Genomic DNA, 23238 nt, shown 5'->3' with positions numbered 1-23238 from the left:
GAGACCTAGCGTCGTCATGGCCCAACGCACCCGTCTGGGAGACCTTCTCCGCCCTCTGAACTCCGAGTACGGCAAGGTGGTTCCCGGATGGGGCACCACACCCGTGATGGGCATCTTCATGGTGCTTTTCTTGGTGTTCCTGCTGGTGATCCTTCAGCTTTACAACAAGTCCCTCATCCTTGAGGGCATCAACGTGAACTGGAACGGCCTCGGCTGATCTCAATCCATGAATATCTTCGGCGTCGGTCTCCCCGAAATGGCGGTTATCGGCGCCGTTGCGTTATTGGTTTTCGGCCCGAAGCGCTTGCCAGAGCTTGGACGCACGTTGGGGAAGACCCTGAAGGGATTCCAATCTGCGTCCAAGGAATTTGAACGCGAGATCAACAAAGCCATGGCAGATCCGGAGGTGCCAGCGGACGCTGCCAAACCGGTCGAAGAACTCCCCCCAGGCGACTGAGTCGCCACTACTGAGTCGCCGCAGTGGTATGACCACCGATCTCAAACTTGTCGTGGGACTCGGAAACCCCGGCACGAAATACACGGGCACCCGCCACAACATCGGCTTCATGGCTTTGGAGCTTTTTGCGGAGCGTTCCGGATTCAGCTTTAGGCAGCAAGCCAAATTGCATGGCTTGGCGGCCGACACAGGGGTGGGTGATCAGCGTTTGCGCCTCCTCATGCCGCAGACCTATATGAACGACAGCGGTCGTGCAATTCGTGCTGCGCTCGATTGGTTTGGCCTCGAGCCTCATCAACTGCTGGTGCTGGTGGACGACATGGATCTCCCCCTTGGCCGTTTGCGGCTGCGTGCTCAAGGCAGTGCTGGTGGTCACAACGGACTGCGTAGCACCATTCAGCATCTCGGCACCCAGGCGTTCCCCAGGCTGCGGATCGGGATTGGTGCTCCGGCTGAGAACCCTGCCGAGCGTCGTGCCCGAACGGTGTCTCACGTGCTTGGTCCCTTTAGCAAGCTGGAGCAACCCTGTGTCGGCGCTGTCTTGGATGCTGTCCTGGAAGGGATTCATCGTCTTCAACGTCAGAGTTTTGAGCGTGCTGGGACCTGGATCAACGGGTTTCGCTACGACCTGGAGTCCGACGACTGATGCCGGCTCTTCCGGCGACAACAGCCCATCTCCGGGTGCTTCGCCAATGTTTTCAGGCAAAATGTGTGGAGGGTGAGGTCTCTGCCGGAGGCTTCGAGTGGCAGTTTTCCTGGGCGTTTGACCGCGGCGAGTTGATGGTGGAGCCGTCCTTAGGACGTGCCCTGATCGAGGATGCCTTGCGGCGGTTCCTGGTGCGTTCTGATTACAAGCTCGAACCAGGAGGTGACTACACCTTCATGGTCAGGGCCAGGTTTTGAGCAAGAACGTGGGTGCAGGCTCTGGCCATTGCAGGCGGCAACCCAAGTGCTCTTCCAGCATGACTAAGGCGGCAACAGCATCCAGGTCCACCGGTGGAATGCGCAGCCCTTTCGGCAGCACTCGGCGCCAACCCCGTGCAGGCCACAGCGTCCAGTAACGCTGTCTTGCCCGAAGGGTGGTTCCCTGCTCCGGAATCACGCTGAGGCTGCCGAGGCGTTCCAGCCGCTTGATCCACGCTTGGCTTCCTGTTCCGTCGCCAATCAGGATGCGATCGAGAGGTTGGTCTTGATTCCACTGCTCGAGCCAGGGTTCCACGGCCTCTGGGCTCAGAACATGGCCCTCGCTGACAAGACCACGCTGAAGATCGGCCAGCACAAGGCCACATTTGCAACGGCCTGGGTCGAGCACGGCCACTCGCTTCATGGGGATGCCTCAACCGTGACCACCACAGGATCGGCGCTGTCGCTGATCCCTGCGGCAATCACCTTCAAGACCATGCTTTGGTTGGGTCCCTCCAGCAATGTCTGGGCCAGTTGGGAGAGTGCGGATCCATCGAACTGCAGTCCTTCCGTAAGGGATCCTCGCCGTTGCACCTCGGCGTAGGCCGAGGCCAAGAGAAGGTTCAGTCTCGTTCGAATGCCCTCCGGTGTGCGTTCATCCGTTTGCAGTGTGGTGGTCGCCAGCACGTCACCGCTTTGCACCACCGGGCGGTTGGGACGCACTTCGGGGAAGGCGTACACCGCCGTTTCACCACGCAGCACATTGGTGGCGGAGCGCAGCGAGATCACCCAAGTGTCAGGCTTGCGGATGATGTTCTGCAGACGTTCCACGTCACTTCGAGGAACGCGGATCAACTGTCGTTCGGGTGCTTCCCCAGGCCTCACCTTGCCGTAGGCGTTGATATTGGCCTCTTGAAGCAGCCGGTCGACAACCTGTTTTGCTTGATCCGGAGCATCGAGACGAACCGTTGCTCTCGCCAAGGTCTGTCCGCTACTGATCACCACTGATCCACGCCTCAGGGCGACCAGGTTGAATTCGAGTTCCTTGAGTTCCTGCTCGCCAGCTCGGATGCGGCTCCGCACGCTGTTCAATTCGGCCTCCGTGCGCTGGATATCTGCATCGCGGGAGGCGATGTCCTGGCTCAGACGCTCACGTTCTGCCTCGAGTTGGGCGCGTTCGTTCTGCAGAGGAGCCAGTTCGCGGCGCAGGATGTCAGCCCGTTGCTGCGACTGCTTGAGCTCAGCGGCGATCCGGTTGGTTTCTTTTCGGGTCTCTTCCCTTTCTCGTTCGGCTGCATCGAGTTGCCGTCGACTGTCCTGGAGCCGGTCTTGCAGAGCATCCAGTTCAAACAGGCCCACTCGCAGTTGGCGGCTCACCAGCAGCAGCAGGCCGAGCGACAGTGCGCTGATCAGGCTGCCGGTCAGCACCGTGATCAGAACGGCGGTCCGTCGCGGCCGCATCTTGAACAGACTCAGGCGGGCCTTGCCGACACGACTTCCCAGCCGGTCACCAAGGGTCGACAGAACGCCTCCGAGCACCAGCAGAACCAGGATCAGTGCCCAGCCACTCATGGCTGCACCTGTGGGTTGAGGTGTTGACTAGCTGAATCGTTTGGCCAGAGCGATTGGATCCAGAACGGTGATTTTTTTGCGGTCAATCTGAACCAGACCGGATTGACGCAAGTCTCCCAGCAGACGTGTGATTGTCACGCGCGTTGAGCCAATCGCTTCGGCGATGGCCTGATGGGACAGGCGCAGGTCGATGGTGATTCCCAGTTCATCCGCTACGCCGAAATCCCTGCACAGCACAAGCAGAAAGCTCACCAGTCGGGATGACATGTCCCTGTGGGTCAGCGTTTCGATCATCGTTTCGGTTTGAAGAATCCGACTGGACAGGCCCTGCAGCAAGCGCAGGCCAACGCTGGTATCCGCCTCTATCGCCGCCTTCACGGATGTCGCTGGCGCCGTCACCATCTCGACTCTGGTGAAGGCTACGGCGTGGTAAAAACGATCAGATCGTTGACCGGTCAGCAACGACAGTACCCCGAAGAGGCTGTTTTCGCGGAGCAAGGCCACTGTGATCTCTTCTCCTGACTCGTAGACGCGGGAGAGACGGACAGCTCCGCGGCGGATCAGATAGACCCGTTCAGCAGGATCTCCAGGGAAAAAGATGGTCTTGTTGCGGTCCACCAATTCGCTGCTTGCGCCGTCCAGATCCCGGATGATTTCCAAGAGGGAGCGGTTGGCCGGTTCTGTGCTTGGGGTTGGGGCCACCATCTGCGGGGTGTATCGGCTGAAACCTCGGCTACTGGTCATGACAACCCCCTGGTGAGGCGAAGCTACGGAGCTAACGGTGGCCGCCGTGTAGCGGTTATTACGTAACTCTGGTGTGCTCGTTCATGGCTTGGCGTTGCGCCTGCATCAGCGAAGTCAATCCAGGCTCAGCCAGATCCAGTAATTCATTGAGCTGGCTGCGGCTGAAGGGCGCCCCCTCTGCAGTTCCCTGGATCTCCAAAAGGCGACCATCGCCAGCCTGCACAACATTCAGGTCCACCTCAGCTCTGCTGTCTTCGCTGTAGTCCAGATCCAGCAAGGCCTGGCCATTCACCAGGCCGACGGACACGGCCGCCAACTGGTCGACCAGTGGCGATTGCTCCAGAATCCCCTCATCCACGAGTGAAAGGCAGGCTTGCTCAAGGCCGAGCCAAGCTCCGGTGATGGATGCTGTCCGTGTTCCGGCGTCGGCCTGGATCACATCGCAGTCGATCAGCAAGGTGCGCTCTCCAAGACGCTTCATGTCGATCACAGCGCGAAGGCTTCGGCCGATCAACCGTTGAATCTCCTGCGTGCGGCCCGACAATTTCATGAGCTCCCGTGATTGCCGCTGCGGCGTGGATCCCGGCAGCAGCCGGTATTCGGCGCTGACCCACCCCAACCCTTCTCCCTTCCGCCAGCGGGGAACGTTGTCCTCCAGGCAGACGCTGCACAGAACAGCGGTTCGGCCGGTGTGAACCACAAGGGAGCTCAAAGCAAAACCCATGGGATTCCAGGTCACCGAGAACGGTCGTAACTGCTCAGGGCGACGGCCATCGGTGCGGCTTCCAGCGGGTTGGCTCATCGGTGGTGTGCAGTTCTTCAAGCCTCGCAGGCGGTTGGTTCTCGCCCGTCCAAACACCATGGGTGGTGTCAATGCACTTGTGGAATGTCATCTCGCCGCTACATTCAAGGTCTTGCCGGGATCACCCGGACGGATGTTGCCGTGATGACCACAAGCCTTGCCGACCCCCAAGCGTTCCAGAGCTCTCTGGATCGGGATCAGCAGGCTTTGCAGCGGGCCGGATTCAGGTCCCTGCCACCTGTTGCAGATCCTCCACCGCTGTATCTGGTGGCTCCCGAAGGGCAGCTGCAGGTGCACACGGCGCCCTATCGCGGCAGTTTCGCCAGTGTTCTGAGTCAAGCGATGCGTGCCGCTGGTCTGGGCAGTCGTGTTCTGATCAGTCAGTTCCTCAAAGGGGGCGTGCAGCAGGGGCCCGCAGGTCGCGTCCAACTTTGTGGAGGACTGGTCTGGCTGCGGCCTGAGGTGCCTCTCTGCCTCTCCTCGCCGAATCACCCCGGCGGTGCCGAGGCGGTTGCTGCCGTTTGGTCCATCTGTCGTCAGCATTTGATTCAGGGAGATCTCGACCAGTTGGTCCTGGATGAAATCGGCCTTGCTGTGGCCTTCGGTTATCTCGATGAAGCGGACGTGATTGAAGCTCTCGAGCAGCGGCCGGCCTCGATGGATGTGATCATCACAGGACCTGCGATCCCCTCCGGCGTGGTGGAGATGGCAGATCAAGTCACGGAGTTGCGCCGAGGTTTCTGATGCTCAAGTGCGATCGCTGGATCACTGAACAGGCTGGGCAGGGAATGATCGAGCCATTCCAGAGCGGCCTCGTCCGTCATCTGGATCCGGAGCAGAAGCTGCGTCCGGTGCTGAGCTTTGGTTGCTCCTCCTACGGCTACGACCTACGCCTGTCTCCTCAGGAATTTTTGATCTTCCGGCACGTTCCCGGCACGGTGATGAATCCCAAGCGGTTCAATCCGGCCAATCTCGAGCCCACTCCTCTCCATGAAGATGAGGACGGTCGCTATTTCATTCTTCCGGCCCACTCCTATGGCCTTGGCGTGGCGCTTGAAAAGCTTCGTGTTCCTCCCAATATCACTGTGATCTGTTTGGGCAAGAGCACCTATGCCCGCCTTGGAATCATTGTGAATACCACCCCGGCGGAAGCCAGCTGGGAAGGGCACCTCACCCTTGAATTCAGCAATAGCTCAGGTGCTGACTGCCGGATCTATGCCGATGAAGGCATCTGTCAGCTTTTGTTTTTTGAGGGTGATCCCTGTGCGACCACCTACAGCGATCGACAGGGCAAATACCAGCACCAGCCCGAACGTGTAACGCTCGCCAAGGTTTAGATCTCCCCGGTTTAAGGGGCCAGTCGTGCTCGATGCAGCCTGCTTTTTTCGTACCAGGCGGCGAACTCAGGAGCCCAATCCACCATGTGGGGCCACATCAGATCGCAGAGCTGGCGTATCTCGAGTTGTGCATCGAGTTTGGCCCGTAGATCCATGAAGTGGAGAAACGCGCGCAAACTGAAGCTCACCACAAAGTGCTGGCGATAGTCGAACGGAAGGATGCCGCGGGCGTGCTCCTCAGAGAAGCCAGCTTGGAGAAGATCCCTGTATCGCTCGGCAGCGCTTCGGCACAGGTCAAGATCCTGGTTGCGCAGCTCTTCGGTGTAGGCATATTTCTTGCCCTGCCTGTCGCTGTAGTCGCCGGCGGGCCGCAAATAAAACACCTCTTCAAGCTCTAGGGCCCCATCCGCTGCTTGGCAGATGCGATCGCCCGTATAGCGCATCGATTGCACATCAAAGCTCACCCCGACCCGATGGGTGCGGGCCTGCTGCATCACCGAATGAGGGAACCAGCCCACGTTCAGCACGATCTGTGCATGTTCCATGGGGCCGTAATGGCCGCGCTCTCCGGATAGCAGACGTTTGACGCAGATCTCCCCAGCCCGTTGTTCATCAGGCCAACTGGCACGATCACCGGCCACAAAACCTTCGCTGTAGTCCTGATGCATGGCCGCATAGATGCATTGCTGCGGGTTCGGCGTGGCTGCGATCAGATCGACCCGAAAGCGGTCCATGGGAGCGTCAGAGTGACGAGTTGTGGTGATCATGGCGAGGTGTGTCAACCATGGCTGCGAGGTCCGGCTGTTGGTTGGCTCGATACTCCCGCCAATGTGCTGTCCGCGGAGGAGGGGTCAGGCAGACGGCTGATGCTCCCAACGCCAGGTAGGGCCGGCAACGGCTGATTCTCAAGCAGTGCAGCACTCAAGATCTGCAGTTCTTCTGAGCTGCGCAGGCCGAGGGATCGGCCCCTTGGTTCACCCTCGGCGTTGAACAGGTTTAACTGAGGAATGCCGTTCACGTCGTAGCGATCAACCAGGTCTTGCCAACGGGGATTGTCGACGTTCACCAGAACAACATCGAGTCGCTCTCGGGAACTCTGCTCCAGTTCCAGCATTGCGGGAGCCATTTCTCTGCAGACCTGGCACCAGTCGGCGTAGAACTCGATCAGCGTGGGACGTCCGTTGCTCAAAGCAGTCTGCGGGTCGAGGGATCGTCTCGCCAGCTGCTCCATCGGGCTTTCGCTCTGAATACCGCCTCGCAACATCACCAGACCCAGGGCGAGAGCAACCGCGACCAGCACAAGCACCCACCGCTGTGCCGTGCCCAGGGGAGAAGACTCTGGGGTGCGTGTCATTACGACTCAACCGCTTCAATCACTCTGGCAGCTCCTCAGAAAGCCCGCGGCTAGCTTGCACCCATGCCAATTCTGAGACTGCTGAGCCTTCCGGTTCGGGCGCCTTTGCTGACGGTGCTGTTTCTCGTTGCGGTTGTGCTCGGCAACCATTGGCAGGTTGTTCAGCCCACGTTCACCTCTCTCTACGGGGTGAGTTCGGCCTGGTTCTGGGGCCTCGTGCTGCTTCAAGCCGAGGTGGTTGTCGTGTTCTGCACGATGCCGGATTTGCTGTTGCGACAGGTGTCGACGCTTATGGCGTCCAGCCGGGTGATGACGTTGGTGGTCACGTTGCTGGTGGTGATTACCAGTGGCATCTACCTGCTCAAGCTCAATGTGCTGACCGATGTTCTGATCCTGGCTTCAGCCTTGCTGTTGGCGCGGCTCGATCTGATTCGCATTGGCGTCCTGCCAGGTGCCAGGACGTGCCTATTCCTGATGAGTGCTGTCGTGATCGGCGGCATCGTCGCTGGCACGCTTCTGCCAAACCCAACGGCCAACCTCTTCGCAGGAGGGTTGATCACCACCTGAGTAGCCGATCAGGTTGTCGAGCACTTTCTTGGTGTAGAAGCGTGTTTCTGGGTATGGAATGCGTTCCACCCAGAGCGCAGCATCTTCCCAATCCGTGGGCTGAGGCCATGAGGCGACGGCGCCCGGCCCGGCGTTGTAGCTCGCAATACTGCGAAAGGGGTCGTTCCCCCACCGCTCCAGCAATTGGTTGAGGTATCGCGCTCCCAGTTGGATGTTGTCGGCGGGATCCTGCAGCATCAGCGTGCTGGTTGGCTCGCCAGCCATCTCCGTGGCTGTGGATGGAAGCAGTTGCATCACGCCAACGGCCCCTGCGGGGGAGACGACCCCAGGTGCAAAGCGTGACTCCTGTTTGGCGATCGCTCGCAGCAGATTGGCTTCAAGATCTTCCTCCTGCGCTGCTGCTTCCATCTCAGCGTGGAAAAGGCGGGGGAACTGGCTGCGGTGGAGGAGGTGCCGTTGCTGGCAGCTGGGATCACGCCAGCGGAGGCTGAGCCACCAGAGCTGATCCAGTCCCATCCAGGTGTCTCCGACGGCAAGGCGCAGCCTGCCTTCGGCGAGACGTTCTTCGGGTGGGAGCGTGATCACAGGATCACGCTGTGCCTGCCAGATCTCCCAGGCTGCATGCACCTGTCCGAGCCGCCAAAGGGTGTTCACGAAGGCGTCTTGACTATTAAGGGGTTGCCAGGTCTGTGGATCCTTCTGCGGGTGTTGTTTGCGCAGATCCAGAGGTCCTGAGATCCCAAGGCGATCCATGGCCAGCCATCGGTAGTAGCCCGCTGGGAAGGACCTGATCAGGCTGCGCCAGGTGCGCTCAGCCTTTTCCGTTTCACCAAGTTCCTGGTGGCTGAGCCCAAGCCAGAACAGCCTGCGTGCCTCCAACGGTGGTGGCAGAGGGCCCTGCTCGCTGCGGCGGTCCAACAGGTTGCGGGTGCGCTCCCAATTCCCGGCAAGGAAAGCATCGCGGGCCAGGTCCCATTGGAGTTGCCAGATCTCGGGGTCGTTGGGCCAGCGGCTCAGGGCGGCATCCGCCCCATCGCCGCCGGCGAGTCGCACACGGGCCGCGGTAACAGCGGCTGAGCGCTCCTCAAGGGCAGCCGGTAGAGCATCCAGTACACCAGGCTCGGGATAGAGCGGTTCGCTCAAGATCTGCGCCGCTTCAAGGCTGGCGGGATGGTTTGGATGGGTCTGCGCCAGCGTCAGCAGTTGAGTAGTGCCCGCGTCAGGGTCGCCATTCAGCAGCCGTGAACGACCGATGGCCAGTTGGGTTTCCGGGGCGGCATCGACGTCCTGGAGACAGGCCAGCGCTGTTTCCGCATGGCCTCGTTTCGCCATTGCTTGCGCCAAGGTTTGGCGTTGCCCGGGCTGCGGTGCCTGCGCCCCTGTGGCTTGGCAGGCGTCACGCATCTGTTCTAGGGCCCCAGGCCAACGCACATTCCAGCGGGCCAGGTGCAGGGCTCCTTGATGGTTCTGCAGCGGTTCGGATCCACCCCCCGCTGCCAACGTCAGCGCTGCTGGGTGGGCGGGTTGCTGCTGAAGCAGCTGCTGGTGATAAAGGGGTTTGTTCTGGCCAAGAGCCAAGCGAGCCCAGGCGGAGCCGGGCTCTTCGGGAAAGCGATCAAGAAGGCGCTGCCAGGTTTGTTCAACCACTGCTGTCTTGCCCTGGGCGGCGGCGGTGAGTGCTGCCCGTTCGAGGACCACAGCAGCGACCGGGTCGTGTCCCCAACCTTGGCCATTGAGGAGTTGATTCGATTCATCTCTGGCCACCATGAGTAAGGCGGCTTCTCGACGGGTCTGTGGATCGATAGACCAGCGGTAGTGCTGCCAGAGCTGCGCTTGCGAGAGCTCAGGTGTTAGGGGCTGATGCTGCCTCTTGAGCAGTTGTTGCCCACCCCATGCCGCAAAGCCGCTGAGACTGGCAACCGAGAGGAGCAGCAGCGTTCCGATTCGCGGCCCTGCCAGCACACTCAACCTTGATCAGAACTCATTCTGATGATCTTGATGGGAATGGCGACCCTTTCATCGACTGAGGGCAGATGAGGGCAGAGCTGCACCTGTCACGTTCCTGGGAAGCGGCGTTAAAAGCACTTCGTATGGTGCTGTCCACGATTGAGACCCATGGTTCAAAAGGCGTGTTCCCCGATCGGCCCGGCTCTCGGTGAAGCTGCGCCGGGTTTTGGAACCGATGGGATCCGTGGGCTTGCTGGCACCGTTCTGACGCCGGCCTTGTGCCTTCAGGTCGGCTACTGGGTTGGTCGAGTTCTGCAGGCGGAAGGCCCTGTTCTGATCGGGATGGATTCCCGGACTAGCGGCAGCATGGTGGTGTCTGCCCTGACAGCCGGTTTGACGGCGGCCGGCCGCGATGTGTGGACTTTGGGTCTTTGTCCGACACCGGCGGTTCCTCTGCTGATTCGCCAGCTCGGTGCCGCCGGTGGCTTGATGGTGTCCGCAAGCCACAACCCCCCTGCGGACAACGGAATCAAAGTTTTTGGAGCCGATGGTGCCAAGCTCAGCGCCCAGCGTCAGGCTCAAGTGGAAGCAGGTCTGAAGGGGCAACTCCCGATGGCCGATGGTGCTTTTCGCTGCGGCGTTGCGCGATCAAGCGCCGACCTTCTGGATGGGTACCGGGAGGTCTTACAGCAATCGGTGGCGGAACGCCGTCTTGACGGTGTTCCCATTGTTCTTGACCTTTGCTGGGGCTCCGCGACCGCCTGCGGAGAGGATGCGTTTCGTGCCTTGGGGGCTGATCTCACCGTGCTTCACGGTGAACCCGATGGCTCCCGCATCAACGTTGGCTGTGGATCCACCCATTTGGAACCTCTGCAGCGGGCTGTGATCGAGCGCGGTGCGGCGATGGGATTTGCTTTTGACGGTGATGCCGATCGGATGCTGGCAGTTGATGGACGCGGATCCATCATCGATGGAGACCACGTGCTTTTCCTCTGGGGGTCAGTGCTGCAGGACCAGCAGGCGCTGCCCGATCAGCGATTGGTGGCGACTGTGATGTCGAACCTCGGCTTCGAGCGGGCCTGGCAGCAGCGGGGCGGCACTTTGGACCGCACTCCGGTGGGAGATCAGCATGTGCATGCAGCGATGGTGGCCAGTGGCGCTGCTCTCGGTGGCGAGCAATCCGGTCACATTCTTTCGGCCTCCCACGGGCTATGTGGCGATGGTGTTCTGACCGCCGTGCAGCTGGCCACCCTGTGTCATGCCCAGGGCATCAGCCTCAGCGATTGGTTGGACCGCAGTTTTCAGGCCTACCCACAGAAATTGGTCAATGTGCGGGTGATGGATCGTGCGCGACGCAAGAACTGGAGCGATTGCACGGCCCTCACCGACGCCATTGCCACGGCGGAGCAGTCGATGGGAGAGACCGGTCGCATTCTGGTGCGAGCCAGCGGTACGGAGCCGGTGCTGAGGGTGATGGTGGAAGCCGAGCAGTCAGAAGCTGTTGAGCACTGGACAGGGCATCTTGCTGCTGTTGCCGAAGCCCATCTCAACGTGGCCTGACGGTCAAGTCCTTGGCCATCAGCAGAGCGCCATCACAGGCATCACCCTTGGCCTCACCCCAGCGGGCACCGGGAATCGACTGACGCATGGTCTGCTGCACGGCCGTGCGGAAACCCATTAGATGGGTGATTGCTCCCCCATGGCAGACCACCAGGGGGGAGAGCAGCGATAGACGCCGGGCCACGGTATCGATGCAGTTGGAGAGGGTTGCTGCTGATTGCTGCACGATCTCCTCCGCTCCCGAGCAGCCTTGAGCTGCTGCGTCCACGACCAGAGGTGCCAGGGCTGCGAAGTCCGCCGTGCCGAAGTCGGTCTGTACCACCCGGGCTTTCACCGCTGCATGGCTATCGCATCCCATTTGACTCCAGATCTGCTCGCGGAGGGGATGGTCGGGGTGGCGCCCATCGGCCATGTGCAGGGTCAGTTGCAATCCTTGATGGCCGAGATCAAAGGCTGAGCCGGCTCCATCGAGCAGCCATCCCCAGCCGCCACAGCGATGTTCACGGCCATCTTCGCCTCGGCCCAGCACGATCATTCCTGTGCCGCTGATCACCAGGATTCCCGCACCTTCAGGGATCGCACCTCGCAAGGCCGTGCGTTCGTCTCCGGTGACCAGCACCTTGCCCAGTCTTGAGCCATCACCGATGGCCAGGGCTTGACCCACCAATGCTTCGGCGCGCTGCTGCAACCCTGTGCCGTGTTCGATGCCGCTGGCTCCGACAACGGCTGCCTGGATCAAGCCACAGGGGTGATTTTTGAGCGCGTGCTGCGCGCTGGTGCTGATCGCTTCAAGAAAACGTTGCTCACCCAGAGGGGCATCCAAATGACTGACACCGGGCCCCTCGCCCTCACCAACAGGCTGAAGCAAGCCGTTCTTAACGCGGCTGAGGCGGCAGCGTGTGTGTGTCTGACCGGCATCGAATCCTGCGAGCAGCGTCATGATTTTCTGGGTCGACTCACCAGGGTGGCCAGGGCAAACCAGCCGATCAGTTGCACTTCGGGGCGGAAGAAGATCGTGTCTGTGCTGCCCTGCATCAGCAGGCCAGCGACGGCGGCGAGGCTGGCGATGGCCGCCAACGCGCCTGGCCCATTCGTGTTGAGCTGTTGCAGGCCCTGCCGCAGGCTGCTGACGAGCAATCCCAGGCAGGCCAGCAGCCCGGGGATGCCGGTTTCCACCAGAATTTCCAGGGGAACGGAGTAGGCACTGAGGGCGTTGAACTTCGGTTGTTGATACAGGGGATAAATGCTGTTGAAGGCTGCATTGCCAGGGCCGATGCCGAGCCAGGGCCGGTCTTGCACCATCTGGATGGCCGCCATCCAGACGTTGATGCGGAAATTGTTGGAGCTATCTCCTCGTCCTGCCAGCAGGCTTGAGATGCGCGTGCGGATGGGATCGATCTGGGTGGCCGCCACCACAAGACAAGCGGCCCCAACAACCAAGACTGCTAGTGGGACGAGACGTCTCCAGAACGGAGGCCAGTGGCGGGTCCAGCGCAGCAGCAGCAACAGCAGCAGCACGGCGATGGCAGCCACCATTCCCAGCCAGCCCCCTCGGCTGTACGTGAACAGCGTGGCTGTTCCTGCGAGCACCAACGTGGTGCCAGCAAACAGCTGGGCTCCTACGCCATGCCACCGCACCAGAGCGATCGCCGCGAAGGGGATCAGTGGCAGCAGATACCCCGCCAGGAGATTGGGGTTTCCCAGGGGGCCATAGATCCGAATGGTGCCGGCGCTGATGGAATTCGGATCCGCCCAGCCCGCCAGTTCCTCGCTGGAGGCATAGAGCTGACGCAAGGCGAGAACACTGCTGAGCAGGCCGCCACTCAGCAGTCCGGCGACCAGCCGGTCCCACCATCGTTCATTGCTCAGCAGCAGTTTGCAGAGCAAGGCATAGACGCCCAGGTAGCTGAGCAGTTTGATCAGGCCTTTGCTGGCAGCGATTGGAACAGGCGAAAAACCCGTCGCCACAATCGCGATAGCGAGAAAGAGCATCAGCCAAAGCGAGATGGTTCCGATGCGGCGTGGCGGGCTGCAAAGGCACCAGAGCAGCCATAGGGCGCCGCAGGCTGCAATCACCAGGGCTAATCCCGTGCGTGTGAACACGGGAAGACCACTCAGCAGCACCAGCAGCAGGAGCCCCGCCAGTCCCTCTAGGCGTTTCAGCACCGCCTGATCCGGTGCCATCAGCCCCTGCCAGCGCGCCAACAGTGGACCACCTCTCGCCGCCTGGGTTGCATCCGCAGAGGCCATCGTGGGGGTCAGGTGGTGAGTGCTTCCGCCGGATTATCGATCTCCTGCCAACGCTGTTCCAGATCTGACACGGAAGGAAGCGGACTCTGGTTCCTGCGGTACAGCACCCGGTAGACGGGGAGGCTCTGTTCGAGCACGTAGCGCTCCCGTTCCGTGGGAACCGGGAGTGGGTTCTCGCTGCGCCAGGGACGCTGATCCTCGGCCGGCCGGTCAAAACAGGCGCTGAGTTCCGTGAGAGCCACCATCGGCTCAATGACTTCCAGAACATCGCTCTGAAGAATCAGTTCACGGCCGGGTTGGAGGGCCGTCGCGATGGCGAGGAGCAGCGCCGGTTGCAAGACCCGTCGCTTGCGGTGCCGCCGTTTGAACCAGGGATCGGGAAACTGGATCGAGACCCGTTGGAGACGGTCCTGCTCCAGGGCCTTCATCCAGCCTTCCAGACTGATGTTGGCGTTGCAGAACAGGATCCGGACATTGCCGTGCTCCGAGGCGAGCGCATCACAATCGGCGGAAGTCACCAGGGGGCGGCGGATTTCAACGCCGAGATGGTTCCAGTGGGGATCACGTTCGGCCAGACCCAGCAGGCATCTCCCACGGGCGCAACCGATGTCGAGGTGGATCGGTTGATCAGGAACCCGGAATAGCTCCACAGGTTGTGGAAGTTGCAGCGGCAGCTGAAAGAAGCGACTGAGGGGATTGACGTGCTGACGCAAGGTTTCGAGGCGGTGCGATCTCGCTCAACTGAGATTGTCAGAGCCACTGCCAGAAGAGCTGTCGGGGTCCTGACGCAGCAAGCCCCAGCAGGCGGTGTAGCCGTGCAAATGCGTCGTTCCGCCAATGGGCCCAATCTCACCGTTGCAGAACGCTCCTGCCACGGGAAGCTCCGGCATGAGTTGGCGCGCCAGGCTGATGTCGCCATCGGCACGACCGAACAGTCCCTTTCCTCGTCCTAAGCAGGCCATCAGCAGCCCGAAGTGGACCGTGTCGCCTGGATCAGCCGTGGCTGTCTTCAGCAACCCAAGGGCCTCGTCCTGAGATGCGGTGGCCTCACGGAGATGGAATTGCACGTTTTGGCCGGCGCGCACCCGCTCTGCAACGGCCACGGCGCCGTTGCTGGGATCCACACCAATCAGGTTGCGCATGAGGAATGCACTTGCTTCTGAGGTTGCTCCGTCGGAATTCAGTCGCAGGCTGCTGCGTTCCACGCCGAGGAATAGTGAGTGACGCACCAGCTCGCGCTCCTGTTCGCTGAGGTCGGCTAGGACACGCTGCAGGCAGGCGATGGGGCTGGCTTTGTTGCCGCCATCATTCAGTTCCAACAGCACGTTGCGCTGCACCTGCTCGATAGAGAACACCGGGCCAATGGGACGACAGCCTTGCGCCACCACTGTTTCGAGTCGCCAGCTCCCCCCGATCGAACAGACCACTGCGCCTGTGACGATGCGGTCATCCAGCAGCAGTGATCCGTGCGGACTGTTGTGGGGCGCTGCGATCCCGCCAATCTTCTCGGCACCCGGGTAGGCATAGTCCAGACCGCTGATCAGATCGTTGATGCCACTGCTGGTGGGGTCGATCAGGAGGATCTGGCTCCGGGAATCCTCCGGTGTGATGCCGACCCAGTCCTGCCATCGCTGGGCCGCTCCATCAAGATCAGGCAGTTTTTCTGTGCTGAGGTGGCGGGTTGTGATGGATGCCCCCGGCAGGGAGAGCAATGTCACGCTCAAGGCCGGTGTCTGCTCGAGTTCCGAGGCACTGCCGTCCCCGCGGGTGCCCACCACGCCTCCACCTGTGCATCCGATCCAATGCTTTGCGCTGATCTGGGAGCGCAGCATCGGCAGTAGCCGAGGTAAGTCGGTGGCGTAACTCGTTGAGGTGAAGACGAGTGCGAGATCGGCTTCGCCCCTGGGTCGACCCAGTTGCTCGACCACGTCACGCACCGCTTCGTCCAGAGACGCTTTGGCAGAAAGTCCTGATCGGCAACTGACTTCAGTGCCCCCGGATCGGAACCAGCTGAACGGTGCAAACGGTGCCATGAAGCGGACCCTATCAACCCTGGAGCTCAGCTCGGAATGTTGATAATGGCGAGACTGTGACAGTCCTCAGTGAACGAGCTCACGTACCGCGCTCTGGTGTGGCTGACCTATCGCTTGGCCGCCACCTTTGCTGTTGGTGTGCCTTTGGTCTTGTTGATGTGGTCGGCATGGCGTCGCGAGCCGATGGTGCTTCGGCTTCTGGGCATCTATTGGAAGGTGGCCAGCCTGATGGCGATCAGCCTGCTGCTTCTCATGGATCAACGACCCCTGGGCTACGCCACTGCTGCTGTCGCTCCAGTCTTGATGGTGATCAGCCTGTGGTTCTGGGTTGACATCAATGAAGAGCTGGCCGATCAACCGTCCTGGCGTCCCCTGCCGTTGGCTGTGAAGGTTTGGCGTTGGGCGTTCAGTGGTTTTGGACTCCTCAGCCTGGTGATGAGCATCACAGGCTTGCGTTGCATGCAGCAGCTGGCGTTGCCCTCCTGCTTGTCGTGGCTTGAGGCTCCCCAGGGCATCCATGGCCTGGCGGCAACGGTGTTCAATTTTTTATTCGGTGGTCAGTGGACTGAGGCCGTTGCCGCCTTTGTGGGATATGTCGCCCTGGTGGCCTACCTGGCCGGGCTGTTGCAGTGGTTGTTGGTACGCCTGCCCCGCTACGGGCGTGTGGCGGGCGATTTCTGATGACGGATCAAGCGGTGGTTCAGGCTTTGGAGGAGCGAACGCGTCTTGAGCCCCAGCGGGTTGTCCGACTTCGGGGGCAGGTGGGGGATGTGCCTTTTGAATTGCTGATTTTTCGTGGATTCAGCAGCAGCACAACCCATCCAACCGCCTTTGACCCTGATGCCACTGTTCTCCCTGAGGGAACAAGCCTGGATCAGGCCGAGTTGCTTCAGGGGCCCTTATCGCCCACCCAGGAGGTTGTGCTGGCTGGACCGATGCCGCCGAACGACCTCTTGGTTCAGACCAATTGGTGAGTTCGGCGTTCCAGGATGCCGACACAGCGTCCGCAGATGTGGGGGTGGTCTGGATGTTGACCCACATCCCCTTCGTAGTGCCAGCAGCGTTCGCATTTGATGCCCCGCGCTCGGCTCACCTCGATCAACGCGAGGTCGTCGTCTTGGCTGGCCAGGAGTTCGGCCCAGGGCTCGCCACCGATCTGCAGTTGTGAGACCAGCAGCCAGTCCCGCAGGCCGTCCACCTCTGCATCTCCCTCCTCATTGAGCCAGGAGAGAGCGGCCTGGAGCGCCGGGCGGCGGGCATCAATCCGCACGGATGCCTCAAGCGATGCGCCGAGTTCCTGACGGCCGCGGCAGTCTTCCAACACTTTGTTCACGGCAGCGCGCAGCTCCCTGAGCTGTTGAACCGGAGCGCTGAGGGCGCTATCGCGCCAGTCCGCTGGAACAGTGGGCCAGCCGCGGCGGAAGACCGAGGTCTCTTCGACTGGGTAGGGCAGGTTTTGCCAGATGTCTTCGGCCATATGGCACAGCACCGGAGCGATCAGCCCGGCCAGGCGTTCGATGATCAGGGCCATCACGGTCTGGCAGCTGCGCCGGCGCCGGTCCTGGGGGGCACTCACATAGAGCCTGTCCTTGGCGATGTCGAGGTAGAAGTTCGACAGATCGGTGACGCAGAAGTTCTGCAGCAGCTGGAAGAAACGGAAGAATTCGAAGTTTTCGAAGGCTTCTGTGATGTCATCCATCACCTCGGCTGTGCGCTGCAGCATCCAGCGGTCCAGCAACGGCAGTTCCGCCACGGGGATGGCGTCGGTTGCCGGATGGAAGTCGTGCAGGTTGCCGAGCAGGTACCGGCTGGTGTTGCGCACTTTGCGGTACACATCCGCCAGCTGGCGCAAAATCCCGGCTCCGATCGGCACATCGGCGGAGTAATCCACCGAGCTCACCCAGAGCCGCAGAACATCGGCTCCATAGGGCGGTTCCTGCTTCTGGTTCTTGCCTCCCTCGATGATCACCATCGGGTCGACCACATTGCCGAGGGATTTGCTCATCTTGCGGCCCTTCTCATCAAGGGCGAAGCCATGGGTGAGCACCCGCTTGTAGGGCGCATGGCCATTGACGGCGACCGAGGTGAGCAGTGAGCTCTGGAACCAGCCCCTGTGTTGGTCGGATCCTTCCAGGTAGAGGTCGGCGGGATAGCTGAGGTTGTCGCGCTGACTGGCGACAGCGGCCCAGCTCGAGCCGGAGTCAAACCACACATCCATGGTGTCGGTGCCCTTCCGCCACTGATCGGCCTGGTCGGCATAGGAGGCCGGCAGCAAATCAGCTTCGTCCTTTTCCCACCAGACGTCGGCACCGTGTTCGGCGATCAGTCCTTCGATGTGAGCCAGGGTGTCGGCATTCAGCAGCACCTCACCGTTGCTGCGGTGATAGAAGACGGGAATCGGTACGCCCCAGGTGCGCTGCCGTGAGATGCACCAGTCGCCCCGCTCTTTCACCATCGATTCGATGCGGTTGCGACCTGAGGCGGGAGTCCACTCCACCTCAGCGATCGCATCGAGTGCCTGTTGACGGAACCCTTCCACGGAGGCGAACCACTGCTCAGTGGCCCGGAAGATGGTGGGTTTCTTGGTGCGCCAGTCGTAGGGGTAGCGGTGGCCGTAGGCCTCCTGCTTGAGCAGGGCGCCTGCGGCCTCAAGCGCCTCGATGATCGCGGCGTTGGCATCCTTGAGAACGTTCAGTCCCGCGAACGGCCCGGCCTCCTCGGTGAGGTTGCCGGCCTCGTCCACGGGGCAGAGCACCGGTAGGCCGTTCTTCTGGCCGGTGTGGAAGTCATCGACGCCATGACCAGGAGCGGTGTGCACTAGGCCTGTGCCCGATTCGGTGGTGATGTAGTCGCCGCCGATGACCACCGGACTGCTGCGATCAAGAAGAGGGTGGCGGTAGGTCATACCAGCGAGCAGGGCGCCTTTGACCGTGGCGCGCCGGGTCAGCGGGCGTTCCAGGGTTGAGCTCAGCGAGGCAATCAAATCAGTCGCCACCAGCAACAGGCGGCCTGCGCCGTCGTCGGCAAGGGCGTAGTCGAGCCGTTCGTTCACGGACACCGCCAGGTTCGCCGGCAATGTCCAGGGCGTGGTGGTCCAGATGGCGACCTGCAGGGCTTTGCCCAGACCTTCTGTATCGGTTGGCAGCTCGATGCCATCAGCCCTGAGCGCTTCCCGAAGCGACGCTGGCAGCTCCACCGCAGGGAAGGCGGCATAGACGCTGGGGCTGGTGTGGCCGTCGGGATATTCCAGTTCGGCCTCGGCCAACGCTGTACGGGAGCTCGGGCTCCAGTGCACCGGCTTCAGCCCTCGATAAATGTGCCCTTTGAGCACCATTTCGCCAAACACCCGGATCTGGGCGGATTCGTATTCCTTCTGCAGAGTCAGATAAGGCTGGTCCCAGTCGGCCCAGATTCCCCAGCGCTGGAAGCCTTTCATCTGGCCATCAACTTGCTTGCGGGCGTAGGCGGCTGCCTTTTTGCGCAGCTTGATGGGTGTCAGTGCCTTGCGCTGCTCCTGATCCATCGACTGCAGCACCTTGAGCTCGATCGGGAGACCGTGGCAGTCCCAGCCAGGGACGTAACGCACCCGCCGCCCGTTCAACACCTGATATTTGTTGATGACGTCCTTCAGCACCTTGTTAAGGGCATGGCCCATATGAAGAGCGCCGTTGGCGTAGGGCGGGCCATCGTGGAGAGTGAATGTTGGACCGCTGTTCTTGAGTCCCAGCTCGCCGTCGATTCCTTGGTTCTTCCAGAATGACTGCAGTTCCGGTTCGCGTTGGACTGCATTGGCGCGCATGCCGAAACCCGTCTGCAGCAGGTTGAGCGTGTCTTTGTAGGAGGGACGTCCCTCGGCGGCGGCGTCGCGCTTCTCCTTGCTCACGGGGTCCCTGCTCTGGCCTCGGGATTATCAGTCCTCGCCCTCTGGTGATGTGGCATCCGCGGGTGGGACAGGCTCGGTGCTGGCCATTTCTGAACCAGCGTCATCGCTAGCGGCAGCGTTTTCAGGGGACTCGGGACGTACCCATTTTTTCTCGGTGACCCCTGACTTTCCAGTCGGCTTGAGTTGTTTGGCGATGCCGCTGATGCCTTCCCCAACGCGGCCTGTGGTGATGAGGAGCTGCCGAACGCTGGTGCGCCAGTGGTCGATCGATTGAAAACGCTGCTGCTCTGTTTCGCTGAGAGTGTTCCAACGGGTTTGTCCGACCTCAGTGCCCAAGCGAGCGATCAATAAACCGGCGCAGAGAACCGCGAGCATCGGCGCTCCCCTCAGCCGGTCACTGCTGGTGACCAGTACGAGACCCAGTAGCAACACCACCGCTCCCCACACACCATCGCGCGGACGACTGAGTTCAACGGCCAACAGTGGAAGCAGCAGAAGCGCAAGGCCAAGCAGGAGGCAGAAATCGCCGCTTAGGGTCGCAAGCATCCGTGGTGATGCGGACTGCCACCATTCTGGGGCGATCTCTAAAGTTGGCGCATTGCCCACCTGGCGGAATTGGTAGACGCGCTGGTTTTAGGTACCAGTGGCTTCGGTCGTGGGGGTTCAAGTCCCCCGGTGGGCATTCCTTTCCCTACGGTGGTTCGGAACGTTCCAGACTTGTTGCCTGTCCTCCGGATGCATCAGAGCACTGTTCAAGAACAGCAGCCTCGTCCGGTTGGAGTGGCTTACCGCTCGGTACCCCGTGAATTCGTTGACCCGCCTGCCTTTTGGAATCCCACCGTTGGGCTGTTCCTCGGTGGTTATGCGCTGGCCGCTTTAACCATCTGGGGTTGGTTTGTGGCGGCTTGGCCCTTGCAGGTGCTTCTCTGCACCGGGTTTCTTGCGCTGCACCTGGAAGGAACGGTGATACACGACGCCTGCCACAACGCAGCCCACCCCAATCGATGGGTGAATCAAGCCATGGGTCATGGCTCAGCGCTGCTACTCGGGTTCAGTTTCCCCGTTTTCACTCGGGTGCACCTGGAGCATCACGCCCACGTCAATGATCCGAAGAACGATCCCGATCACATCGTCAGTACGTTTGGACCGCTCTGGTTGATTGCACCCAGATTTTTTTACCACGAGTGGTTTTTCTTTCAGCGACGCCTCTGGCGGCGCTGGGAGTTGATGCAGTGGGGGTTGGAACGCAGCATTTTCGTGGTGATAGTCCTTGCTGCGGCGCGCTTTGACTTTCTGCCATTCATCTTCAACTGCTGGTTCGCGCCTGCCTTGATGGTCGGGGTGACCCTGGGTCTTTTCTTCGACTACCTCCCGCATCGTCCGTTCACGTCCCGCAACCGCTGGACGAATGCTCGGATCTACCCCGGCAGGCTGATGAACTGGCTGATCATGGGCCAGAACTATCACTTGGTTCATCACCTCTGGCCGTCGATTCCCTGGTTTGAGTACAAACCGGCCTATGAGGCCACCAAGCCTCTTCTCGATTCCAAAGGATCACCCCAGCGATTGGGCATTTTTGAGACCCGCAGGGATGGCTACAACTTCCTGTACGACATCCTCGTGGGTGTCCGAAGTCACAAGCGTCGCAGCGGAAAAATGAGGCGTGCTGCACGGTTTATGCCCGGACGGGGGCTGCGACGTCACTGGCTTGGCTTCGTTGATCGCATTGCGATCAAAACGGAAGCCAAACGCTGGGTGTCCCGATAAGTCTGATTCAGTCGGCGAGGATCTTTGGAACCCTGAAGAAGTCCCCCTCCCTCTGGGGTGCCTGACTGAGAATCTCCTCCCGCACGGGTGTTGGCTGTACTCCGTCCGCCCGGGTGACATTGGTCACTTCAACGGCTCTTGTGGTTTCCGGAACGCCCTTGGTGTCCACCTCTTGGAGCTGACCGACGTACTCGAGGATCGATTCGAGCTGATCGGTGTAGGTCGCAATCTTCTCCTCGGGCAGATCAAGGCGGGCGAGATGGGCCACCTTGCGGACGTCGTCGCTGGAAATCTGGCTCATGACTCGCCGAGGAACGTGCGCAGATCCTCGCTCAGCGCGGTGGCGGCTGTCTCCAGCAAGGCATCGCCCTGCTGGGCAGTTGCCAAGGAGGGATGAGACCCCATGCGTCCATCGGGGTGACGGCGCCGGAAATCATCTGGTCCGTGAATCGGACCTGCCGGGGCGGGGTCGGGCAGTGGACGCTGCTTGCTCTGCAAACTGGGCTCCACAGCGAGGGTGACAGCGATTTCGCTCGGTGTGGCGTGATGCCCTTCTTTGTCGCCATAGAGATCGCGGGCCTGGCGCATCACGGGTCCGGCCATGAACCAGTTGGCCAGACGACAACGCAGTTGGGGGGCGACCGGAAGATTTCGTGTTGTGGCAGTGCCGTGGGCCTGGGCAAAAGCTGCTTTGGCTGTCGCAATGTTGCCGCCGTGGCCATTAATCACAAACACCCTTTCAAAGCCATGTCGCCCCAGGGACAACACCAGGTCATGCAGAACGGCCAGAAGGGTGGCTGGCTGCAAGCTCATCGTTCCAGCGAAGCCAAGGTGGTGTTCTGCCATACCGAAGGACTGGGCTGGGGTGACCAACACGCCGGTGCGACGACCAACTTCGAGGGCGACCGCTTCTGCGGTGAGGGCGTCGGTGCCGATGGCTCCAGTGGGACCGTGCTGCTCGGTGGATCCAAGGGGAATGATCACGCCTTTGCAGTCTTGGAGGTAGGTCTCCACTTCAGGCCAACTGCGGAGGGCTAGACGAATGGTGTCCGTGCTGTCGACAGGACCGGGAGTTGCAGCGGTCATTCAGGCTGAGCCAATGACCTGATGATCGCTCAATCTCAGCCGATCAGTGGGCGGTTCCGTTGCCGTCGTATTTGTCGGTGTTGTAGTAGCCACCGCGTGTCCCGAAAAACAGGCAGGCCAAAGGGAACAGCACGATGCTGGCAAGAAGCACAGTGCCGAGGTTGAAGCTGGAGGTGGCTGCGTCCATCAACTGGCCTGAATTGAGCTCAGCTTGGCGTGGATGCACCGCTAATGCATCGCTGACTTGGTTTCTGTTGTGAGTTCGCGTCCTTCTCCGGGAATGTCGAGCCACTCCCTCAGCCATGCCGTGAGCCAGATGAACGGCAGTGTGTCGCTCAGCGCCGCAAGCACCTTGAACAGGTAGCCGCTGCCGATGAAGCTGATCAGTTGCGGCAGCACGGATCGTTCCGGTTGCACAGGAAGCACATGGGCGCCGTAATGGCTGATCAGCACCACGGCACTGGTGTCCACCAGCTGACTCACCAAGGTGGAACCGTTGTTGCGCAGCCAGAGGGCTTTGCCTTTGGTGCGCTGTTTCCAGAAGTGGAAGAGCCGCACATCCACGAACTGCGCCGTGAGATAGGCCACCATTGAGGCGCCCACTGAACCGAAGCTGAGTTGCTGAATGGTGCGGAAGGTGCTGTCGTCGCTTCCGCTCATGGCTGGCAGCACCCCTCCCAGCCAGAGAATCAGCATCACCCAGCCGTTGAGCAGCAGCCCGACCCAGACCACTTGATTGGCTTTCTGCTCACCCCAGATTTCGCTGATCAGATCGGTGCAGAGGAAGGTGATCGGATAGGGCAGTGCGCCAACGGCGACCACGATCGGCCAGCCTCCAATGCTGCCAAGTTGAAGGAATCGGGTCAGCCCAAGGATGTTGAGCATGCCCAGGGTCCCCAGGAACAGGCCTGCCAGCAACAGAAACACCCCATCACGCCGTGCCTGGAGGTTGCTGTCCAAAGCCTGCAGAGTTCAA

28 protein-coding genes and 1 tRNA gene are annotated in these 23238 nt (G+C 61.0%); 12 read left to right on the top strand and 17 right to left on the bottom strand.

Annotated elements, in window-relative coordinates; all coding sequences use genetic code 11:
- Nucleotides 1-16: 16 nt before the first annotated feature.
- From psbH to FZZ88_RS02415, 4 genes are read left to right on the top strand one after another with little or no spacing between them, the layout of a single operon-like run.
- Nucleotides 17-217: a photosystem II reaction center phosphoprotein PsbH gene (gene psbH / locus FZZ88_RS02430; protein WP_006849996.1), complete on the top strand. Its 201-nt coding sequence runs from the start codon at nt 17-19 to the stop codon at nt 215-217.
- A 9-nt stretch (nt 218-226) separates the two neighbouring features.
- Nucleotides 227-457: a TatA/E family twin arginine-targeting protein translocase gene (locus FZZ88_RS02425; RefSeq protein ID WP_115024952.1), complete on the top strand. Its 231-nt coding sequence runs from the start codon at nt 227-229 to the stop codon at nt 455-457.
- A gap of 28 nt (nt 458-485) precedes the next feature.
- Nucleotides 486-1103: an aminoacyl-tRNA hydrolase gene (gene pth / locus FZZ88_RS02420; RefSeq protein ID WP_166015619.1), complete on the top strand. Its 618-nt coding sequence runs from the start codon at nt 486-488 to the stop codon at nt 1101-1103.
- Nucleotides 1103-1360, top strand: a complete 258-nt coding sequence (locus FZZ88_RS02415; RefSeq protein ID WP_115094359.1) for a DUF3146 family protein — start codon at nt 1103-1105, stop codon at nt 1358-1360. The genes pth and FZZ88_RS02415 overlap by 1 nt, the downstream gene beginning before the upstream one ends.
- Here the strand turns inward: FZZ88_RS02415 and FZZ88_RS02410 are convergent.
- Genes FZZ88_RS02410 through rph form a run of 4 tightly spaced genes read right to left on the bottom strand, consistent with a single transcriptional unit; the run spans nt 1344 to nt 4478 of the window.
- Nucleotides 1344-1784 (bottom strand): pre-16S rRNA-processing nuclease YqgF, encoded by a 441-nt coding sequence (locus FZZ88_RS02410; protein WP_166015618.1) that lies wholly within the window; start codon nt 1782-1784, stop codon nt 1344-1346. The genes FZZ88_RS02415 and FZZ88_RS02410 overlap by 17 nt on opposite strands.
- Nucleotides 1781-2932, bottom strand: a complete 1152-nt coding sequence (locus FZZ88_RS02405; protein ID WP_166015617.1) for a DUF3084 domain-containing protein — start codon at nt 2930-2932, stop codon at nt 1781-1783. The genes FZZ88_RS02410 and FZZ88_RS02405 overlap by 4 nt, the downstream gene beginning before the upstream one ends.
- Nucleotides 2933-2959: 27 nt before the next feature.
- Nucleotides 2960-3676: a global nitrogen regulator NtcA gene (gene ntcA / locus FZZ88_RS02400; RefSeq protein ID WP_166015616.1), complete on the bottom strand. Its 717-nt coding sequence runs from the start codon at nt 3674-3676 to the stop codon at nt 2960-2962.
- Between the two features lie 58 nt (nt 3677-3734).
- A complete protein-coding gene (gene rph, locus FZZ88_RS02395; protein ID WP_166015615.1) occupies nt 3735-4478 on the bottom strand; it encodes a ribonuclease PH in 744 nt (247 codons plus the stop codon).
- Nucleotides 4479-4622: 144 nt separating this feature from the next.
- Between rph and FZZ88_RS02390 the strand changes: the two genes are divergently transcribed.
- On the top strand, nt 4623-5222 hold the full coding sequence (locus tag FZZ88_RS02390) for a cob(I)yrinic acid a,c-diamide adenosyltransferase (RefSeq protein WP_166016429.1): 600 nt from the start codon (nt 4623-4625) through the stop codon (nt 5220-5222).
- Nucleotides 5222-5815 (top strand): dCTP deaminase, encoded by a 594-nt coding sequence (dcd, locus tag FZZ88_RS02385; RefSeq protein ID WP_115024959.1) that lies wholly within the window; start codon nt 5222-5224, stop codon nt 5813-5815. Before FZZ88_RS02390 ends, dcd begins: the two co-directional genes overlap by 1 nt.
- Nucleotides 5816-5826: 11 nt before the next feature.
- On the opposite strand, the gene thyX is transcribed toward dcd, so the two are convergent.
- Together thyX and FZZ88_RS02375 are read right to left on the bottom strand one after the other, a co-directional pair.
- The gene (gene thyX / locus FZZ88_RS02380; RefSeq protein ID WP_166015614.1) at nt 5827-6549 is read right to left on the bottom strand and encodes an FAD-dependent thymidylate synthase; all 723 of its coding nucleotides are present in this window, start codon (nt 6547-6549) and stop codon (nt 5827-5829) included.
- Nucleotides 6550-6593: 44 nt separating this feature from the next.
- The gene (locus tag FZZ88_RS02375; protein WP_166015613.1) at nt 6594-7169 is read right to left on the bottom strand and encodes a thioredoxin domain-containing protein; all 576 of its coding nucleotides are present in this window, start codon (nt 7167-7169) and stop codon (nt 6594-6596) included.
- Between the two features lie 63 nt (nt 7170-7232).
- Between FZZ88_RS02375 and FZZ88_RS02370 the strand changes: the two genes are divergently transcribed.
- On the top strand, nt 7233-7736 hold the full coding sequence (locus tag FZZ88_RS02370) for a hypothetical protein (RefSeq protein WP_166015612.1): 504 nt from the start codon (nt 7233-7235) through the stop codon (nt 7734-7736).
- On the opposite strand, the gene FZZ88_RS02365 is transcribed toward FZZ88_RS02370, so the two are convergent.
- Nucleotides 7635-9698 (bottom strand): transglycosylase SLT domain-containing protein, encoded by a 2064-nt coding sequence (locus FZZ88_RS02365; protein ID WP_166015611.1) that lies wholly within the window; start codon nt 9696-9698, stop codon nt 7635-7637. The two genes, FZZ88_RS02370 and FZZ88_RS02365, sit on opposite strands and share 102 nt — an antisense overlap.
- Before the next feature lie 153 nt (nt 9699-9851).
- On the opposite strand from FZZ88_RS02365, the gene glmM reads away from it, so the two are divergent.
- A complete protein-coding gene (glmM, locus tag FZZ88_RS02360) occupies nt 9852-11243 on the top strand; it encodes a phosphoglucosamine mutase (RefSeq protein WP_166015610.1) in 1392 nt (463 codons plus the stop codon).
- On the opposite strand, the gene FZZ88_RS02355 is transcribed toward glmM, so the two are convergent.
- The 4 genes from FZZ88_RS02355 to FZZ88_RS02340 are packed head-to-tail and all read right to left on the bottom strand — an operon-like array spanning nt 11230 to nt 15526.
- Entirely contained in the window at nt 11230-12183 is a 954-nt protein-coding gene (locus tag FZZ88_RS02355; RefSeq protein ID WP_166015609.1) for a BadF/BadG/BcrA/BcrD ATPase family protein, read from the bottom strand. The two genes, glmM and FZZ88_RS02355, sit on opposite strands and share 14 nt — an antisense overlap.
- Nucleotides 12180-13493, bottom strand: coding sequence for an IctB family putative bicarbonate transporter (locus FZZ88_RS02350; RefSeq protein WP_166015608.1), 1314 nt, complete (start codon nt 13491-13493; stop codon nt 12180-12182). Before FZZ88_RS02350 ends, FZZ88_RS02355 begins: the two co-directional genes overlap by 4 nt.
- 8 nt (nt 13494-13501) lie before the next feature.
- A complete protein-coding gene (gene trmB / locus FZZ88_RS02345) occupies nt 13502-14206 on the bottom strand; it encodes a tRNA (guanosine(46)-N7)-methyltransferase TrmB (protein WP_166015607.1) in 705 nt (234 codons plus the stop codon).
- Nucleotides 14207-14230: 24 nt separating this feature from the next.
- Nucleotides 14231-15526, bottom strand: coding sequence for an FIST N-terminal domain-containing protein (locus FZZ88_RS02340; RefSeq protein ID WP_166015606.1), 1296 nt, complete (start codon nt 15524-15526; stop codon nt 14231-14233).
- 69 nt (nt 15527-15595) lie between these two features.
- On the opposite strand from FZZ88_RS02340, the gene FZZ88_RS02335 reads away from it, so the two are divergent.
- Complete coding sequence (locus FZZ88_RS02335) at nt 15596-16207, top strand: DUF3177 family protein (protein WP_166015605.1); 612 nt, start codon at nt 15596-15598, stop codon at nt 16205-16207.
- Nucleotides 16207-16500: a hypothetical protein gene (locus FZZ88_RS02330; protein ID WP_166015604.1), complete on the top strand. Its 294-nt coding sequence runs from the start codon at nt 16207-16209 to the stop codon at nt 16498-16500. The genes FZZ88_RS02335 and FZZ88_RS02330 overlap by 1 nt, the downstream gene beginning before the upstream one ends.
- On the opposite strand, the gene ileS is transcribed toward FZZ88_RS02330, so the two are convergent.
- Nucleotides 16485-19409 carry an isoleucine--tRNA ligase gene (ileS, locus tag FZZ88_RS02325; RefSeq protein WP_166015603.1) on the bottom strand — a complete coding sequence of 975 codons (2925 nt, stop codon included), beginning with the start codon at nt 19407-19409 and terminating at the stop codon, nt 16485-16487. The genes FZZ88_RS02330 and ileS overlap by 16 nt on opposite strands.
- Before the next feature lie 27 nt (nt 19410-19436).
- Nucleotides 19437-19955, bottom strand: coding sequence for a Ycf66 family protein (locus FZZ88_RS02320; RefSeq protein ID WP_166015602.1), 519 nt, complete (start codon nt 19953-19955; stop codon nt 19437-19439).
- A gap of 54 nt (nt 19956-20009) precedes the next feature.
- Here FZZ88_RS02320 and FZZ88_RS02315 point away from each other — a divergent pair.
- Nucleotides 20010-20091: transfer RNA gene (locus tag FZZ88_RS02315), tRNA-Leu, on the top strand.
- Between the two features lie 53 nt (nt 20092-20144).
- The gene (gene crtR, locus FZZ88_RS02310; RefSeq protein ID WP_166016428.1) at nt 20145-21176 is read left to right on the top strand and encodes a beta-carotene hydroxylase; all 1032 of its coding nucleotides are present in this window, start codon (nt 20145-20147) and stop codon (nt 21174-21176) included.
- Between the two features lie 7 nt (nt 21177-21183).
- On the opposite strand, the gene gatC is transcribed toward crtR, so the two are convergent.
- From gatC to FZZ88_RS02290, 4 genes are read right to left on the bottom strand one after another with little or no spacing between them, the layout of a single operon-like run.
- On the bottom strand, nt 21184-21477 hold the full coding sequence (gatC, locus tag FZZ88_RS02305; RefSeq protein ID WP_115094329.1) for an Asp-tRNA(Asn)/Glu-tRNA(Gln) amidotransferase subunit GatC: 294 nt from the start codon (nt 21475-21477) through the stop codon (nt 21184-21186).
- On the bottom strand, nt 21474-22262 hold the full coding sequence (locus FZZ88_RS02300) for a creatininase family protein (RefSeq protein ID WP_115094327.1): 789 nt from the start codon (nt 22260-22262) through the stop codon (nt 21474-21476). The genes gatC and FZZ88_RS02300 overlap by 4 nt, the downstream gene beginning before the upstream one ends.
- Nucleotides 22263-22305: 43 nt before the next feature.
- Nucleotides 22306-22488, bottom strand: coding sequence for a hypothetical protein (locus tag FZZ88_RS02295; RefSeq protein WP_222929914.1), 183 nt, complete (start codon nt 22486-22488; stop codon nt 22306-22308).
- A 2-nt stretch (nt 22489-22490) separates the two neighbouring features.
- Nucleotides 22491-23222: a queuosine precursor transporter gene (locus FZZ88_RS02290; protein ID WP_166015600.1), complete on the bottom strand. Its 732-nt coding sequence runs from the start codon at nt 23220-23222 to the stop codon at nt 22491-22493.
- Between the last annotated feature and the right edge of the window lie 16 nt (nt 23223-23238).

The organism is Synechococcus sp. PH41509 (genome assembly GCF_020514285.1).
In the GTDB taxonomy this organism is placed as follows: domain Bacteria; phylum Cyanobacteriota; class Cyanobacteriia; order PCC-6307; family Cyanobiaceae; genus Parasynechococcus.
This window is presented reverse-complemented; position numbering and strand designations above follow the sequence as displayed.